This window comes from Neisseria flavescens, assembly GCF_001618065.1.
GTDB classification, from domain to species: Bacteria; Pseudomonadota; Gammaproteobacteria; order Burkholderiales; family Neisseriaceae; genus Neisseria; species Neisseria flavescens_A.
Genome location: NZ_LAEI01000059.1, coordinates 20,782 through 36,627 on the forward strand (window position 1 = coordinate 20,782; position 15,846 = coordinate 36,627).

14 protein-coding genes and 1 pseudogene are annotated in these 15,846 nt (G+C 43.7%); 3 read left to right on the forward strand and 12 right to left on the reverse strand.

Translation table 11 applies throughout. The features are described 5' to 3' along the window. Positions 1 to 19: 19 nt before the first annotated feature. From TW89_RS09355 to TW89_RS09385, 8 genes and pseudogenes are all read right to left on the reverse strand, one after another. Positions 20 to 682, reverse strand: coding sequence for a HEPN domain-containing protein (locus tag TW89_RS09355; protein WP_128581267.1), 663 nt, complete (start codon positions 680 to 682; stop codon positions 20 to 22). Positions 683 to 842: 160 nt separating this feature from the next. Continuing rightward, the gene (locus tag TW89_RS09360; protein WP_128581268.1) at positions 843 to 1,454 is read right to left on the reverse strand and encodes a hypothetical protein; all 612 of its coding nucleotides are present in this window, start codon (positions 1,452 to 1,454) and stop codon (positions 843 to 845) included. A gap of 14 nt (positions 1,455 to 1,468) precedes the next feature. Then, positions 1,469 to 2,974 (reverse strand): dynamin family protein, encoded by a 1,506-nt coding sequence (locus TW89_RS09365; RefSeq protein WP_128581269.1) that lies wholly within the window; start codon positions 2,972 to 2,974, stop codon positions 1,469 to 1,471. 52 nt (positions 2,975 to 3,026) lie between these two features. Continuing rightward, positions 3,027 to 5,270, reverse strand: coding sequence for a dynamin family protein (locus TW89_RS09370; protein WP_128581270.1), 2,244 nt, complete (start codon positions 5,268 to 5,270; stop codon positions 3,027 to 3,029). Positions 5,271 to 5,273: 3 nt separating this feature from the next. After that, positions 5,274 to 5,845: pseudogene (locus TW89_RS12120) on the reverse strand (EcsC family protein). Continuing rightward, positions 5,815 to 6,186, reverse strand: coding sequence for a hypothetical protein (locus TW89_RS12130; protein WP_283114705.1), 372 nt, complete (start codon positions 6,184 to 6,186; stop codon positions 5,815 to 5,817). Before TW89_RS12130 ends, TW89_RS12120 begins: the two are co-directional and overlap by 31 nt. Before the next feature lie 24 nt (positions 6,187 to 6,210). Further along, positions 6,211 to 7,890: a dynamin family protein gene (locus TW89_RS09380; protein ID WP_128581271.1), complete on the reverse strand. Its 1,680-nt coding sequence runs from the start codon at positions 7,888 to 7,890 to the stop codon at positions 6,211 to 6,213. 276 nt (positions 7,891 to 8,166) lie between these two features. Next, positions 8,167 to 9,066 carry a helix-turn-helix transcriptional regulator gene (locus TW89_RS09385; RefSeq protein ID WP_128581272.1) on the reverse strand — a complete coding sequence of 300 codons (900 nt, stop codon included), beginning with the start codon at positions 9,064 to 9,066 and terminating at the stop codon, positions 8,167 to 8,169. 670 nt (positions 9,067 to 9,736) lie between these two features. Here TW89_RS09385 and TW89_RS09390 point away from each other — a divergent pair. Together TW89_RS09390 and TW89_RS09395 are read left to right on the forward strand one after the other, a co-directional pair. Then, positions 9,737 to 10,243, forward strand: a complete 507-nt coding sequence (locus tag TW89_RS09390; RefSeq protein ID WP_003685697.1) for a hypothetical protein — start codon at positions 9,737 to 9,739, stop codon at positions 10,241 to 10,243. Between the two features lie 90 nt (positions 10,244 to 10,333). Further along, positions 10,334 to 10,906: a hypothetical protein gene (locus TW89_RS09395; protein WP_128581273.1), complete on the forward strand. Its 573-nt coding sequence runs from the start codon at positions 10,334 to 10,336 to the stop codon at positions 10,904 to 10,906. A gap of 127 nt (positions 10,907 to 11,033) precedes the next feature. Here the strand turns inward: TW89_RS09395 and cysI are convergent, their stop codons facing one another. Then, positions 11,034 to 12,791 (reverse strand): assimilatory sulfite reductase (NADPH) hemoprotein subunit, encoded by a 1,758-nt coding sequence (cysI, locus tag TW89_RS09400; RefSeq protein ID WP_128581274.1) that lies wholly within the window; start codon positions 12,789 to 12,791, stop codon positions 11,034 to 11,036. Between the two features lie 296 nt (positions 12,792 to 13,087). On the opposite strand from cysI, the gene TW89_RS09405 reads away from it, so the two are divergent. Continuing rightward, positions 13,088 to 13,714, forward strand: a complete 627-nt coding sequence (locus tag TW89_RS09405; RefSeq protein WP_128581275.1) for a hypothetical protein — start codon at positions 13,088 to 13,090, stop codon at positions 13,712 to 13,714. A 202-nt stretch (positions 13,715 to 13,916) separates the two neighbouring features. On the opposite strand, the gene TW89_RS09410 is transcribed toward TW89_RS09405, so the two are convergent. The 3 genes from TW89_RS09410 to TW89_RS09425 form a co-directional block, all read right to left on the reverse strand. Next, a complete protein-coding gene (locus TW89_RS09410; RefSeq protein WP_003678634.1) occupies positions 13,917 to 14,450 on the reverse strand; it encodes an inorganic diphosphatase in 534 nt (177 codons plus the stop codon). Positions 14,451 to 14,534: 84 nt separating this feature from the next. Continuing rightward, positions 14,535 to 14,999: a dihydroneopterin triphosphate diphosphatase gene (gene nudB, locus TW89_RS09415; RefSeq protein WP_070838221.1), complete on the reverse strand. Its 465-nt coding sequence runs from the start codon at positions 14,997 to 14,999 to the stop codon at positions 14,535 to 14,537. A 137-nt stretch (positions 15,000 to 15,136) separates the two neighbouring features. Further along, complete coding sequence (locus tag TW89_RS09425; protein WP_128581286.1) at positions 15,137 to 15,790, reverse strand: phosphoesterase; 654 nt, start codon at positions 15,788 to 15,790, stop codon at positions 15,137 to 15,139. Positions 15,791 to 15,846 lie beyond the last annotated feature (56 nt).

Genomic DNA, 15,846 nt, shown 5'->3' on the forward strand with positions numbered 1-15,846 from the left:
ACGGGGTTTAACTGCCATATCAATCCTCCTTCACAAACGGATAAAACGGCTTGCCCCAATCCTTATCGGCATTTTTCTGAATAATCGACAGCATTACCGGCAGGACACTGCCCAAAATCTTACAGGCATCCTTTAATTGTTCGCGATTGGCGCTACTATTATAAGTCGCACCGCCATGCACCATCTGATTACGCAAAGTGTAAAGCCTGTCAAACAACACAAACAAGACCGTTGACGTATCCTGCGCGGCCAAAGCCGCATTTACTTTACGCCGCTCTTTTTCAAAGCATTCCAAATAAGCGGCTTCAGAAATATAGCCGTTATGGAAATCCCAAAATTCCTGAAACACATAGCGATTGCCCAATAAAGATCGAATCGCACCCGAAAATTCCTTCCACACCAAAGCATAAATCTGCTTATCCGTATCCAGCGCACAGACCTTATTTAAAAAAGTCTGAAATTTGTTTCTATCCGCAGGCATGGTTCGTCCGTCCAGCTCATAAGCATAAGCCGCATTAAACGCAATCCACATAGACTGGAAGGCAAAATCCCAATCCTGTACCGACCATCTTTCCTCCGCCTTTTCCAACCAGCTCAAAGAACGGTGGATACGCAAGCGGAAGTGTTCCGAATAAGTATTTTTATGTTCTTGATAATATGTCTTGATTCCAGATAAATTCATTGCCATTCCCTTTTAGCGTATCGATCAATTCACTTCATATGCACGGAATATCCTACATGAAATGAAGCAAATCATAATACACCCTTCATAATATTTTCTTAAAAATGATATATTGCACTTACTGAGGCCGTCTGAATCTTCGGGCGGCCCAGGCCATTAATTAAATAAATGAATAATAATCATCCTTTTCTTTTCGGACAGCTCCCGCCTTGATCAATCTACCTAATGCTAAAGCAGAATGTTCCCCCTTATAGTGCTCTGTCCAATCCTCAAAATCAAAATAGTGCTGTGATTCTATCAAAGCTTTTATTGCCTCAAGTTGTTCATCCGACAGATTAATATTATTGTGCCGTTGCAAAAACTGATTAAAAATTTCTTTATCCGGTAAAACAAATCGGTATGTTTTAATTGGATTACTTCCTCCTAATAACATATTTCCAAGACTAAATTTATTTTTCTTGCTTCCATCATCAATACAACGGATTATTCCAGCTTCACAAAGTGAATTCAAATCATCATCACAGCTGTACTTTTTATGAGCAAGAGAAAAGTAATCATTATAAACATGAGGAAAGAAATTATTATAAACATCCTCCCATTCTGTAGATGTAAATACTTCTTTATTCTCGCTTAAAAGTGCACCTACAGTTAATTCTATTTTAGAATCACCTATTAGCCTATTTCCCCAATACCCCCAAAATCTAGCACTTAATTCTGTTGAATATGTTTTCTTCTCATTTGAAGGCTGCTCATCCATCAATTCATCAGGCATTTGCTCCTTTTGGGTCAACCGAACGAATTTTTCATCCAGCTCGATTTCATCCTGCGTCCAATTTTTACGTTAACCTTGCTTGGCTGACCAAATACCTGCTCAATTGCCGCCACAATCTTCATTGTGACTGTTTCCAATTGTTTCAGATGTTCTTCTTTTTGCTTGATGGTAAAGATAGAATTCATTTTGCCGAGTTTTTCATACAAATCCGAACTCAGGTCATCAAAGCCGTTTTCTAACAAATCCAATTTGAAGCCGCTTAAAGTCGCATTGATTTGCTTGTTTTCTTTGATGGTACGCAAAATAGCACGTTGATATTTTTCATCTACGGCAAACAATCTTTGCATAAGCAAGGCTTGCTTTTCAGACGGCTGATCCAGGCTGGCAAGAAAAGCATGCAGCGACTGTTTGTGATACAGATACTCTTCTTTAGTAATAGAACTGTATGCAGAAATACCGGCAATTTCGATATCGTAATCGTCCAAAGTATCGGCAATTTCTGCCATAATTTCTTCAAGTTGGTCATATGGGCGCAAATCTGCTTTATTTAGAACGATATAGAGCGGTTTTTGGCTGTATTGTCCTGCATGATCTAAAAAGTCCAAATCGCTTTTTGAAATCGTACCGTTGGAATCCAAACCAATCAGCCACAACAAAGCCTCGGAATTTTGGACAAACTCTTGCGCCGTTTTTACATCTTCCGCCGTATGTCCGTCTGCCACATCAGACGGGTTGTATCCCGGCGTATCGATAAAGCACAAATGCTCAAACTTCATCGGCGTAGTCATAAATACAAAAGGCATGATGGTTTTAAGGTTGAAACCAAATGACCGGATAAAATTATGAGACAATTTTTGTTGAAAATCAGGATCAATCTTCAGCAAATCAATCACACCACCGTTCTGACTGCAACCGATCACGCCGTTTTCCTGACCGTTTAAGGCATAAGTCGGAATGGCAGTAGTTGGTTCGATGCCGATGGGCAGGCGGATATTGGGATCCTCAAACAAACTGCTGATAAATTCGGATTTACCGGCGCTAAAACCTCCGGCAATGGCAATCGAGCGTTTTTTGTAAAATTCCGGGTAGGCGCCAATGACTTTTAATTCATCACCAATTGCCTGCAATTCTAAAAATGCCGCCGCTTCATCTTTCAAGGAGTCTTCCTGATTGGCAAACTCTAAAAAATCTCCTTTCAAAAGACAAAAATACTCTCGAACACCGGGATTCAGATTATTGGCCGATAAAAGATCTGCAATCAAAGTCTGACGCAATTCGCTTTCCGACAAATTTCTTTGTAATTGAGCTAATTTTTGTTGTGCCTGCTCAAGCTGTTTTTTCAATTCAGGCAGCTCTTGCTCTGCCTGATTCAATTGTTCTTGCATGATGTCTATGCTCTTAAGTTGCTGTTTGATTTGTTCAAGAATTTCCAAGGCTTGTTGTTTCTTACCAAACATCAAGCCCAAAGGAATGCTCGGACTGATCCATTCTTTCAATTGATCTACCGAATGATGAGGCATATTTATTCCTTGCAGGCCGTCTGAATTTTTCAGACGGCCTGATTGATTTTGATTAAGCGGCAGACTGCATCAAGCTTGCCAATCCTTTTTGAATACCTCGATAATGGAACAGGCTTGCCTCTTTGTTTTCAATTTCGTTCAAAAGCTGTTTCAGGCTGTTTTCCAAGTCGCCCATCAGCTCTTGAGGTAAATTTACTTTCTTTAGACCCCCTACTAGAGCGTCCATATATGCTGAAATCTGGTTGCGAACGGTATTGCGTAGGTTAGAAATATAATTATCAGCCTCCGCCATATAGCTTTCCATCTCACTGCCTTTAAGCTGGCCAGATTTCTTTAACTCGTTAGGCATATCATCAGCAAGGCAGAACGAGGCTTCAGGGATGCGAGCCAATACATTTTTAACTGCGCGTACGATGATGGTTACATCCAGCTCTTCATCCCCCATAGCTTCGCGCAATGCACCAACGACTTGGGAATAGATTTTTTTCTTCCAAGCCTGCGAATAACTTTCTGACAGATAGCACAATTCATCTTCCAAACTGGCGCGAACTTCTTCAATAGCACGGCGGATAGGAGTAGCCTGGAGAGTGGAGATCTCATAAGTCTCTGTTTTGTATTTTTTTTGAAGCCACAAAAAACCACCGCGTCCTACATAAACTTCCCTACTTTCAGTCGCAGTTCCCTGCGCTCCTTCAGAAGCAGTATCATATTTTTTCATTTCACTGCTCAATTTGTCTTTTAACTGTTTACTCAAATTCAGTTTGATATCCGAAATCAAATCATCATACACGCCGCCCACATTTACATCGATTGTGGCTTGCTGCTTTTTGAGTTCGGTTTCTTGCTTGCGCAATTCGCCCACATCGGCATGCTGAATCTGATGAATCTGCTCATTGATACGGTCGGCCCATGCTTTTAAATAGCCTTGTAATGCGGTACGTTTGCCATTTTCAAAATCAATGCGCCGTTGCGCCAAAATTTGTTCTTTATTGGCAGTTACTTCACTCACTATTTGATGTATCTGATGAATATTGGCCAATTGGTTTAATGCATTTTTAGCCAATTCTTCATGACTGAAAACATCAGGGAATTTTTGATTCAAATTGCGCCATACATGTTGCAAATTGGCATCCCATGTATGTTGTTCATCAAAACGCTGCTGCATTGAAAACGCCACGCTTGAAGAGCAAATTACGTTGTTTTTGCTCAACTTGTCCGCAGCCACTTTCATGGACGGATATTCTTGGACTTGTTTGGCCAAAACATTACGCGCATGCTTGGTCAAATTGTCAGAAATACGTTCCAAAACATGAATAGGATCGCTCAAGCCTTGACTTTCACTACCAAACAATTGGTTATCCACCTGGCTGGCGATAAGATAAGCTTGCTGCGTCCCCTCTTTGGTCGTTACCCGATGCATCAAATCGGTATCCTCGCTGCTGAGGAATTGGCCCGAAGGAGATACAATCAATACGACGTCGCAGTCTTGCAGTAATTGCTCGGTGCGTTCGCCACGAGATGTCACAGGGTCATTAATTCCCGGGGTATCAATGATTTGCAGGCCCTGCAAACCTTTTTCCGGAATATGCAATGTAACGGACTTGGTAAACGGCATGAACGCTCCGCTTGACCCAACAAATTGGTTCAATACGCCATTCATCAGCTCTTCCACACTACCAGCTGAAATCGTACGGTATTGCTCCAAATCACTTAATGATTTGCCTGATTCTTTAATACGGCGATATTGATCATATGAAGCAAAGGACGGATCATTTTTCATATCACGTTCTGCCTGAGATCTAGCTTTTTCGCAGCATTCCTGTTTTTCATTAGCAGACAAGGGAGCTAATTTATCCAATAAACTTTTTTTCTTTTTGATGCGTTCGATATTTTCCTGTTCTCTTTCTTTAATTTTTTTGTCCAGCTCTATCAAATAGGCATCGTGGTTCTTTTTAATTTGTTCAATGTCTTGTTGGGTAAAAAAGTCCACTTCTGCGCTGACATTTTCACTGTATTCCATAATGGTCAGCGCGGCAGTCATCGGTGTGGCGGCTTTAGGCAAAATGTCGTTACCATTGAAAAGCAAGGCATTGAGCATGGAGCTTTTCCCTGCCTTCACACGCCCGATAATACCGATACGCAACACACGGCCTTGTTCTGCAAAGCTATCTAAAACTCTCTGCCACTCTTCACTTTTCTGAATTGCATGTTCCTGCTTCAATGCCAAGGCATCATGACTTAAATCATATTTATTTACGAATTCTTCAATTTGGTTGTTGAGTTGGATAATGTCCATAGACTACTCCTTATTGATGGATTGGGCGGCAAGATTTGCCTGTCTGATTTGGTCAAAATGGCATTTGACAGTTTCTTCCCCGTATTTCTGCTCTAAGCGTTTGACGGTGAAATGCCCTTTTGCCATCTCTTGATAGAAACCGGTAAACATGACATTGATGGTTGCGCCGGCAGCCGCCCCGATACCAGGAACAAGTTGTGCGGCAACTTTTTCGGTCAGGGGAATACTTAAGCGCGATGCGATATTACTGATCAGCTGTGCTAATGCTTTACCGATAATGCTTGTATCGATGGTTTTTGCAGCTGCTCCTTGTGTTAGGACTGCCAATTCTTTTGCAGTTGCGCTCATGATTTGATTAAGGGCAATACGGCTGGCGTAGTATCCGCTTTCCGCACTGTCGTCCTGTTTGTCTTCGTTGGCAGTGAACCCGAATACGGAAAGGCATTCCAGTTTGGTTTTGGGTCGGTAATGTCAAAACCTTCGCTGCGGGCAACATCTAAAATAGAACGCATCATAATGGTTGTAGAGACGGGCAATTCGACCATTATGGCTGAGAAGCCGAAAAATCCGCCAATTGCCCCAGATAGACCTGCTCCAAATTTATGCCATTTATTTGATGCTTCTTTTTTTCATTTTGCATGGTATTGGCACTGACATCGAATACTTTGTGCAAAGAAGTTTCAATGACTTTTTGAATTTTGTCGGATGCATCTTTGGGCATTTTATCCATCAGGTATTCGATGGGAGAACCGACAATGGAAGTCAGTTTTGTGGTCAATGACGGGCTGGTCAGTAAAACAACGGCATTTTGCAAATCCTGCAAATCTTCAGGGGAGAGGCTGCCGGACGGGATTTCAATGGGCAAGTTTTCAATCATGGTATTGATTCTCGGGTTGTGCTCAGACGGCATAAACATACTGATGCCGTCTGAAAGGTTGTGTTATGCAAACAGGTAGCGGTTGGCAAGCGTGGAAAGCTGTTGCTTGCCGCTTTCCAACTCATTAATCGTGCTTTCCAACTCGGCGGCTTTTACTGCTTTTTCTGCCTCTGCTGCTTCAATCTCATTGCGTTTTTGTTGCAGCTGCTCCTCAAACTGTTCGCTGACTTGATTAATCAGGGCTGTAATATTCTGATTCATTAAATCAGGCAATACGGTATTAAGCTGCTGTTGAATTTGTGGAATGACATTATTGATAATTGCCTGTTCTACTTGTTCACGCTGTCTGCGCTCCTTCTCTCCTTTTGTGAATAAAGAAATAATTTCAGGCAGGAAGAGCAATACGGCACCTACAATACCAAATACCCCACCAAGCAATGCTTTCAATGTTGCCGAAGTTACATTACCTATAATTGCTTTAGATATTGATTTTAATGCTGTATTAGCTACTTTTCCGAAAGCGTCTGCCCCGCTATTGGCCAATACATCCATTGCAATGCCACCCAAACCGCCTTCCGGCAAAGTAGCTAATTGTGCATTGATACCATTGCCCATTTCTTCTATCAAATCTTGGCTAATGGCTCGGAAGCGAGTCTGAACGGCGGAAAGCAGTGCATTTTTTGTAATGTCATTCAGCTCGCGCTCAAATGCACCTTGGTTATTGATTGCCAAATCAACTAGTCGCATTTTTTGCTGCAAAATTGCAGATGTGACAGCCTGATTGATGACAGATACGCTATCTCGTGAATAACGCCGCTCGACATCATTGATTGCAGATTGTTTTTTGGCCTCAATACCTTGCAGGCTGTTTTGCAGGGCAGATAAAGTTTCTTCGATTTCTTTCCTATTTGATTTAAATGTAGAAATTTTGACGTTGATGCTTTGTATTAATCCTGTATAGTTTTCACGCAATTCATCAATAAACAAAAGTTTAAACAATTCATCAGGATTGACTGCAGTCAAAATATTTTTAAGGTTATTGCCGCCATCCATATCTAAAAGGGCAATTTGTCCCGTATAGTCAAAATCGTCTTCCAGTTGCTCGGCAATTTTTTGTTGTACTGCTTTAACATCATCAGGTGCGCGCAAATTTGTTTTGCTGATACAGAATGCAAAGCCTTTTCCAATTTGTTGGAGATTGTCAATTTCACGCTTCATGCTCAATGTAATGTTTCCGTCTTCGATGCTGGTTAGGAATACAAAGAAAACGCCACGCTCCAGGTAATTCAAAATAGCTTGGTTGTGGTTTTCAATCGGCGCATCAAATCCTGGCATATCAACCAATACCAAAGGTTGAATGGCTTTTAAATTTTCATTATTTAAATAAACACGCAAATTTTTGAAGTTTTGTGCATTATCTTTTAAGCGTGCAAAATCAGCCAATTGATGACGTTCAACCGCACCCGAAGCCGTTACTGCTTCAATATAGTTGCTATCGCTATAACGCAATTCTGTTGCTAATGCAGTTTCCGGAGTCACAGCAGTCGGCAAAATCTCATTGCCTAAAAAAGAATTGAGCAATGTACTTTTTCCCGCGCTAAATCCGCCAACCACCGGTACAATCAGCTCTGCATCCGTAATATTTCCTTGAATTTCCGATAATTTGTTATCTGAAATTTCCAAAGGGGAAATGATGTTCTTAACTTCACCGATATAATCTAAAAATTGCTGTTTGCTGTTCATAAAATAAATTTCTCCTGAATAAAAATTAAATGGAAATGACTACTTTCTGCTATTTGTGCCGATTAGGCCTTACTGAACGAACTCATTAGCAGACAAAAACCCATTAGACCAAAAATAAAACAAGAAATAAGTTCCAAGTTCCCCCTGTACGTTACGTTCCAATCAAGCCAAGATGTACTATACATATAGATTAGCCCTATAATTGCCCTAATTCCGCCTCTTTGCATAAACGCAACAGGCAACATGATGAATCCAAGTATGATTTGCCACATGTTATTAGCCCTCCGTATGGTTATTGATATAGTTTTTTAATTTGCCGATTATCTTTTCCTGCAACTCTTGCGGACTGACAATTCTTGAATGCGGTATCCAATATTGGACGATGGGGATAACTTCAATTTCGTTAACATTTTTGCAGGCAATCAACAGGCCACCGTTATCGAGGCGACGAATAACCTCCTGATTGGGTAACAGCTTGCGCCGCAAAAAGTAATGTGCAGCCTGTGGGCTGATTTGAATAATGATTTCACTGACTTGATTACCATACGAGATGCTGTCGGTATTTTGAATTTTCTCTACAAACCCTACATCTGGAACATATGTCTTTGAGGTTGTTTGCAGCTGGGATGTTTGAGTAAAGCAATAGGTCTTTTCTCGACCATTTTCGAGTCCGATAAGATACCAAATACCGCTTTTATTAATGAGCCGGTAAGGATCTAAAGTACGATGGCTTTTACTGCCATCGGCTTTGGTGTAATTAAAGCTAATGGTTTGCTTTGCTTCTATAGAATGTGTTACCAAATCAAAATCTGATTGGCGATGACGAATATTTTCGTATTGATGGCCTTTGATGATAATGCTTTGACGCAGGCTTTCTTGAAAAAAGCGGCGGTCCGCTTCAGGGAAAAGGTCTTGTAAGCCTGCAAAATGACAAATACGGCGGATTTCGTCTTTATTCAGACGGCCGTATTGGTTTTGATCCAGACGGTAATAACGTGTACCTGTAGTTTGCAATAAAGGGGCAAGACGATTGAGATCACGTTGGGCTGTACGCAATGAAATGCCATAGCGCTCGGGCAAACTTTGAATATCAATCGTTTCCCCTTGATTTAGACGTGTCAGAATATCTGCCAAACGGATGCCTAGTGCTTCCTGTGCTTTAGTACGCTGGCTCATAGTAGATAAATTTTCGTTTTCGTATGTAATGGCGGAATTTTATGTTGCAGTCACGACAGGTACTGTCGCTCTTTTTTGCTTTGCGTATTTTTATAATTCATTAATAAACTTTGGCAATTCTACCTTATTATTCGACATGGTAATTATTTAATTTACATTAAATTTACACTTTCTGTTTTTAATGATGTATTTATATCCTTTTTAATTTGCTGTTTCATTGACCGAATGCGATAACCCAAGGCCGTCTGACAGCTGAATTTCAGACGGCTTTTTTTAAGGACCTTGCTCGGATTGTTATCAATTTACCCGGTTTTGCATTATAATTGTGCAAATTTGACTCACTCGAAAGAAAATAAATTGGAAGGATTACAACAACTTGTAGATTTATTGGTGGGTTTTATCGATTGGATATTGAAATTACTGGCATTCTTGTTTTAAACTACGTTCCATTCTTTTATACATTAAAGACGTATTTTCATCATGCAAACCGCGCAACGCTCTACTACTTTCTTCTATTGGTACCACACAAACGTGCGGTACTTTTTTGCGCTTGTCTAAAACAGACCAAATTGAAAATACGCAAATTAGAGCCGCCTCATTTGAGCGGCTTTTTTTATACCCACCATGGCCGCTTAAATCCACCCATTTTTAAGAAATAAGGAATACAGCCATGACTGCCTCAACTAAAATCCACAGCCAAACACAAATGTTACACACCTGCCGCATGGTCGTTGACAGCAACAGCCACCACAGCATGCTCAACATGCACACTTTGCCTGATTCACCTGACAGCCTCATCAGCGAAGCCCTGATTCCGCAAGTACGCACCATCGCGACTTTAATTGCCGCAGAGCGCCACGACTTCAATCAAAGCAGCCCCAACGTTTTTACTGATGAAGCAGATTTCTTCGCAGCGCGTATTTTGGTTTTGGGCGTACGCCGTTTCCATTTAGACATTACCCTGCTGCCTATGCTCAAAACCGCCAACAAACGCGCCGAAGCTTTCGCCAAACGCCATCACATGCCCTTCTCTCCCGCTGAAATGCAAATGTCCCTGCACACACGCCGCCCTGCCAACCTGCTGATTATCGAAACCGAACACGAAATGCCTGCACTGGGCAATCTGGCTGCCAACAGCCGTGCATTTGCAGCGCAACTTTCCAATATTATTTTGTAAAACCACTTGAAAAACAGGGAAATGGTTTAATATTAGGCAAACACACTCCGCCGAAATCTCGGCAAAGACAAACTTCTCTCAGGAAAAATAATGAAAAAACTGATTGCCTTAGCCGCCCTTTCCACTTTTGCCCTCGCTGCCTGCAAAGACAATACCCAAGCGCAGCTTGAGCAGCAGCAAAAACAAATCGAAGCATTGCAACAACAGTTGGCACAACAAAACGGCCAACAAGAAGACAATACGGTTTACCAGCTCACGCCTGAAGCCGTGAAAGACACCATTCCTGCCGAGGCACAAGCCAACGGCAACAACGGCCAACCGGTAACCGGTACAGACGGCCAACAATACATCTACGACCAATCCACCGGCAGCTGGCTGCTGCAAAGCTTGGTGGGTACGGCAGCCGGTGCATTTATCGGCAACGCATTGGCCAACAAATTCACACAGGCAAGCAATCAAAACAGCCCGATTGCCCGTCAAGCCCGTACCAACTATTATCAAACCGCACGTCCAAACGGACGCACCAGCCAACAGCTGAATACGCGCACCCTGCGTGCCCAGCAACAAAACGCTCAACAGCAACAGCGTTACCGCGAAACCGCGCGTCAGCCTTCCAACTACCGCCGCCCCAGCATGGGTCGGGGCTTTGGCCGCCGTCGCTGATTCGGTTTATACCCCATCTTTGATATAAACTCGCACAATATAAAAGGCCGTCTGAAAATCAGATTTTCAGACGGCCTTTGGTTTTCTCTATTTTCTTATTGTAGACTTGTGGATCTGTCTGTATGCGTTATGCCCAGAAGTCTCGCGGAGCGTCCAATACAGGTTTGACGATGCCGGTACGGATGGCGAAATCGCCAAAACCTTCATCATCTAAACGGTTTCGAGACCAATCTTCCACCCAGCCTTCGACAATTTCAAGGATTTCAGGTTCGGTAATGTTTTCTTTAAACAAACGAGGAATGCGGGTGCCTTCACGGTTGCCGCCTGCGTAAAGGTTGTAGCGGCCGACCGCTTTACCGACCAAACCGATTTCTGCCAGCATGGCGCGGCCGCAACCGTTGGGGCAACCGGTTACGCGCAAAACGATGTATTCGTCTTCCAAGCCATATTTGGCGAACATTTCGTCAATTTTATCGGAGAATGTCGGCAGGAAACGTTCGGCCTCCGCCATTGCCAGCGGGCAAGTCGGCAAGGCAACGCAGGCCATCGAGTTCTCACGCTGGATAGTAATCGATTTGCTGATTAATCCATGATCTTTGGCGATTTTATCAATCGTATCTTTTAATTCCGGCGGCACATTGGCAACCACCAGATTTTGATTGGCCGTCAGACGGAAGTCGCCGGGATGGATTTTGGCAATTTCGCGGATACCTGTTTTCAACGGCCTGCCGGGATAGTCGAGCAGGCGGCCGTTTTCAATAAACAAAGTCAAATGCCAGTTGCCTTCATGTCCTTGTACCCAGCCGATATGGTCGCCGCGATGCGTAAATTCGTAAGGGCGGATAGGTTCAAATTTAATGCCCATGCGCCTTTCGACTTCTTCTTTGAACACATCTACGCCGACGCGTTGCAGCGTATAGCGTGTACGCGCTGCTTTGCGGTCACTGCGGTTGCCCCAGTCGCGCTGGGTACTGACGACGGCTTCGGCGGCGTTGAGGGTGTATTCGAGCGGTACGAAACCAAATTCGTAAGAAGTATTCGGATAAGTTTTGGTATTACCGTGTTCACTGGATAAACCGCCGCCGACCAATACATTGAAGCCCACCAACTTGCCATTTTCTGCAATCGCCACGAAACCCAAGTCATTGGAATGAATGTCCACATCATTATCGGGCGGAATTACGACGGCAGTTTTGAATTTGCGCGGCAAATAGGTTTTACCCAAAATCGGCTCTACGTCGTCGGCAATTTCTTTATTGCGCGGCTCGGTCGGCTCGGTCGAGAACACTTTTTCACCGTCCAGCCACACATCGGCATATGCCATCGTACGCGGCAGAAGGTGCATACTGATGCGCGCCGCCCATTCATAGGCTTCTTGATGCAACGTGCTTTGCACCGGATTGCTGGTACACAACACATTGCGGTTGACATCGCTGGCTGTGGCAATGGAATCCAAACCAAGTTTGTGCAATGCCTGATGTGCCTGTTTTAGATCGGTTTTTAAAATGCCGTGATATTGGAAAGTTTGACGGTTAGTCAGGCGGATGGAGCCGTAAATCGTATTTTCACCGGCAAATTTGTCGATACCCAGCCACTGCTTCGGCGTAATGATGCCGCCGGGCAGACGGCAACGCAACATCATGTTTTTTAAGGGTTCAAGTTTTTGTTCGGTACGCTCGGCACGGATATCGCGGTTGTCCTGTTCGTACATACCGTGGAAGCGGATAAGCTGAAAGTTATCGGCAGTAAAGCCACCGGTAAAGTCGTCTTTCAACTCCTCCTTAATCGTACCGTGCAGATAATCGCTGCGCTCTTTCAAGGCTTCGTTGCCGGACAAAGGCGTCTCAGGCAGCTTGGCGCGTGGGTCAGTTGTGGTAGCAGTCATTGAAGCACTCCTTATTTTTGGTATAGGCGTTACTTTAATGAGGCCGTCTGAAAATGAGAAAGAATGGTTTGTTTGTTTTAAAGACGATTTTGTTATATCGGTAAAATGCCGCACTTACCTATAGCTAATTTGAATTTACTATATTTATGTTCTGACTGATGAGCGTTGGCAGATTAGAAATAAATTGAACAGATGACTTACATCATTAGCCTGCATCAAGCCCGATTCTAATTAAACCCACTATAATCCATTATTTTCCACGGGCTTAAACCGTAAAAATACAGCAAGCAAACTTTATGTCTCACTCCCTTATACGCACCTTCGCTCAAACCTTTAGTTTTCCCTATACAGAAACGTTGCAGGAACTGTCCACACTGGAAGACAACCGTCATCTGCATTTGGGTGCATTGGCTGATTTCTACCGCCATATGGACGGCACATGGCATTCCGACAATCCACTTGCCGATTATTGGCTGGAGATGGAAACTCTATTTTTACAATGGGTGACTTATCCCAAGTTGCCCAACAGTTGGTACGATTGGGCCTTCGGCTGGGATAGGAAGACCAAGCAATATCTGCCTACACAAGGCTGGCGTGAAGAATGGGCGATATTTGGCATAATGTTCGACGATTCAATTCTTTTTGCCGATACTGCTGCCCCCGATAGTCCTGTTTATTGGCTGATAACAGGTTACGGTACGATAGAAAATCGCCGCCTTGTCGCACCTTCCATAGCAATACTAATGCAAACCTTATTGGCAATTTATGATTTTGAGTGCGAATGGCGGAAAGCAGGCGGAGAGTTTTACGATGAAGAAAGCTGCGACATACCTTCAGCACTATATTCTGCTCTGCATGATTTACTACAACGGGAATTGCCACCAGAATGCGCGGCAGGATTTGAAAAAGCGTTTTGGGGCTGATGCTGTAATTGCAATCTAGAAAACCTATTCTCTGGCCGTCTGAAATTTCGGCTTTAGGGAACAATTATTTAAAATAATATGATTGATTCGTTTGAAATATCAGTTTGAACATGCTTGAAGGATTGATAGGCTGCTGAGATATAAAAAGGCCGTCTGAAAATCTGATTTTCAGACGGCCTTGATATTGGATGGGACAAACCGATTAGGCTTGTTTGTTCCAACGTTCGATAGATTCTTTGATGACTTGTTTCGCTTCTTCTACATCGCCCCAAGATTCAACTTTAGTGGTACCTGCTTTTTTCAGGTCTTTGTAGTGGTTGAAGTGGAACTCGATTTGTTTGATCAGTTGTTGCGGCAAATCGGCCAAAGTTTTGTAGGCGTTGCCGTTGTTGCGGTCGTCGGCTGGAACGCAGACGATTTTGTCGTCCACTTCGCCGTCGTCAACGAATTTCATCACGCCAATAACGCGTGCTTCCAGGAAAATACCGGTTGCCAAAGGCTGCTCGGTCACCAGCAATACATCCAATTCGTCGCCGTCTTCGTCCAAAGTTTGCGGAATGAAGCCGTAGTTGGTCGGCTTGGCGAAAATTGCCGGTTCAACGCGGTCGAGTTGGAAAGCGGCCAGTTTGCGGTTCCATTCGATTTTGTGGTTGCTGCCCGCTGGGATTTCGTTGACAACGTTGATGATGCCGCCATCCACATCGCCCGGGGTCAGGATTTTGTTGAAGTCTGCCATGATGGTTTCCTTTGATTTTAAAGAGAGTCAAACGGCGAAAGTATAGCAAACCCAAGGCCGTCTGAAAATGTGAAACTGTCGTATTCAGACGGCCTTTTTGGCATTCAGCCTTTTGACCAGTTCTAAAATTGCGCGTTTATTGGAAGGCGAAAACACTTTTTCCGCCGCTTCTTCTGCGCCAAACCAACCGTAGGCAACGTGTTCGTCCGGTTGCAAGACGATGGGCGTATCGCGCGGAATTTGGGCGGAGAAGATGTGTTCGCGGTTTTCAAAAACACCTTTGGGATAGCGATGGCGCCAGTGATGATAGATTTCATAAACGGTGCTGTCATGCCAGTTTTCCAGCTGGCCGTCTGCAAGGCGGATACCGGTTTCTTCCCACACTTCGCGCCATGCAGTTTCTTCGATACGCTCACCCTCTTCCAAACTGCCGGTAACCGACTGCCAAAAACCTTGCGGCGCCGTACGTTCAATCAGCAGGATATTGCCGTCTTTATCATGCAAGACGACCAAAGCGGAAACAGGATACTTCAAAGGCTTACCGCTCATGACTTGTCCTTGCCGGTTTGGTTTGGGAGGCTGATTTTTTGTAGTAAGTAAGCCAAAAGGTTTTCCATGTATCACTCAAAAATGGGAAATTGATATTCAGACGGCCTTTGCCGTAAATCCGCAAAGGCCGTCTGAAATTATACCTGATTTAATTGCGCCAGTTTCCGAGACACCAGCTCTGCCGCTTCTTCCGGCGACTTGGCCTTCAACCCTGCTTCGCCAAAATACGAAATTTTAGGCAAATCACACAAAAACTTATCGACGTCTTGCGCCGTCAAAAAGCGGCCGTGCAAATCAAATCCGACATTTAAAGCACGCCCTTTGATTTCCGCCACCCTGTCATGCAAATGGCCGTATAAGTGATACCAACCCTGATAGCAGCCGTCCCATTCCTGAATCGGATAGTGAAAGAGAACCAGCGTATTCTTAATTTCCGGCGATTTGAGTTTCAAATACGACCGTATGGACGACAGCAGCGGATGACCGTCATGCTTGGTTTGGCTGCGGAAAAAATCAGCATGCTGCCGAATCACATGATCATGATTGCCGTAAATCAAGTGATGTTGCCCGTTCAAACGCGACAAAACGCGCTCTATCTGCTTATGGTCGTGGGCAAAGGAAAAATCGCCCAAGTTGTACACCGTATCTTCAGGCGTAACGGTTTCATTCCATGTCCGGATTAAAAATTCATCCATCTGCTCCACGTTATCGAACGGTCGAAATTGCGGGCAGAATTTGGCAATGTTTTTATGTGAGAAATGTAGGTCTGATGTGAAGTAGGTTTTGCTCATGCCGTGCTCTCTGCGTTGCAAGCTTGAATCGTATCACGCGCGGGCGTATGCTGAAT